At 31.1% G+C, this 1,734-nt stretch carries 1 pseudogene; it reads left to right on the top strand.

From position 1 onward, the window contains the following. A pseudogene (locus tag OCV48_RS13910) lies at positions 1-1,734 on the top strand (hypothetical protein); the annotation flags it as partial.

The raw sequence follows: 1,734 nt of genomic DNA, 5'->3' as shown, positions 1-1,734 counted from the left end.
AAGCAGATAGACAGAAATGGAAATGTGACAAAATATGAGTATGATGGTGCAGATAATCTTATTGCAGTAGAAGATGCAACAGGCAACAAATATTCATACACATATGATGAAACATATGAACTAACAAAAGTAACAGATGCAAATGGAAATGAAACACTGTATTCATATGACGAAGAAGGCAGATTAATAAAAACAACTAATGCTTCAGGAAAATCAGCAGAATTCAAATACGATGAAAATGGTTATCAGACTTCATTTGTGGATTATGCAGGCAATAAAGTGACTTATTCATATGATAACTTAGGCAGACTTGTTAAGAAAAATAATAAAGACGGTGATGTGAATATTACATATGATTCACTTGGAAGATTAAGTAAAGTTACTGATTCTAAGGGCGATGTAATATACACATATGATGAGTACAATAGACTTGCATCAAAGACAACATATGACCTTGGAACAATTAAGTACACATATGCAGACAATGAAGAAATAAGTTCGATTACATATAATGTAAATGGCGAAGATGTTGCAGCAACATCATACAGCTATGACTTAATGGACAGACTTGTAAAAGTTATAGATCATAACGGAGTAGCAACCGTTTATGAATATGATTCCTTAGGAAACAGAACAAAAGTCAAGCATGAAGGCGGACTTACAGTTTCATACAAATATGATGTATGTTCAAGACTTATAAACGAAATAGTAACTGATAAAGATTCTAATGTCTTAATGTTCTATGATTACAGTTATGGTAAGGCAGGAGAAAAGACAAAGACAGTTGAAATCACAAGAGAATCATCAGAAAGTACTACAGTAAGAGTAATTAAAAACGAATATAAGTATGATGAACTTTTAAGACTTACTGAAGAAAAGATTAGTATAAATGATAGTGTTGACTTTGATGATGTTATAAATATTGATTCTGAAAACATCACATTAGCAACTGATACTATTACATATCAGGGAACTATTGAAAATAAATATGCCTATGACAAAGTAAGCAACAGAACAGGAAAGACAACAAAAGTTACAGGTAATGTAGATGATTATACAGAAGATGTAGAGACTGGCAACACAATCTATACATACAATGAACTTAATCAGCTTATTAAATCCGAAACAACAAAAGTTCTAAAGATAGAAAGTTTTGTAAATGCTTCTGAAGCAAATGCAGATATTTTAACAATTAACTATACATATGATGACAATGGAAATCTTACATCAGAACATGGAACCAAAGACAAGACATATACATATGATGCAGAAAATAAGCTTTTAACAGCAACAGTAAGCAGTGGAAATGCTGTCACAATCGAAAGTTATACATATGACTACGAAGGCAACAGAATCAGTAAGCAGGTAAATGAAGAAGAAAAAGTATTCTATCTTAATGATACATATACAAGTCTTACACAGGTTGCATTAGAACTTACAAAGAATACAGATAACACTTATAAAGTAAATAAGTATTATACAAGAGGACTTGAATTAATCAGTGCTGATATAAATAATAATGAATTATTCAATCATAAGATTTATATTCAGGATGGACATGGTTCCGTAACGGCACTTGTAGAAAATTCAAAAATAACAGATACCTATACATACGATTCTTATGGTATAATATTAAAGAAAACCGGAGATACAGATAATGATTATCTCTACACCGGTGAGCAGTACAATGAATCAACAGGTCTTTACTATCTAAGAGCAAGATATATGTCACCT

Source organism: Bovifimicola ammoniilytica (genome assembly GCF_025567085.1).
Taxonomy (GTDB): Bacteria; Bacillota; Clostridia; order Lachnospirales; family Lachnospiraceae; genus Bovifimicola; species Bovifimicola ammoniilytica.
Note: the sequence above shows the minus strand (reverse complement) of the source record. Positions and strands in the feature narration are given on the sequence as shown.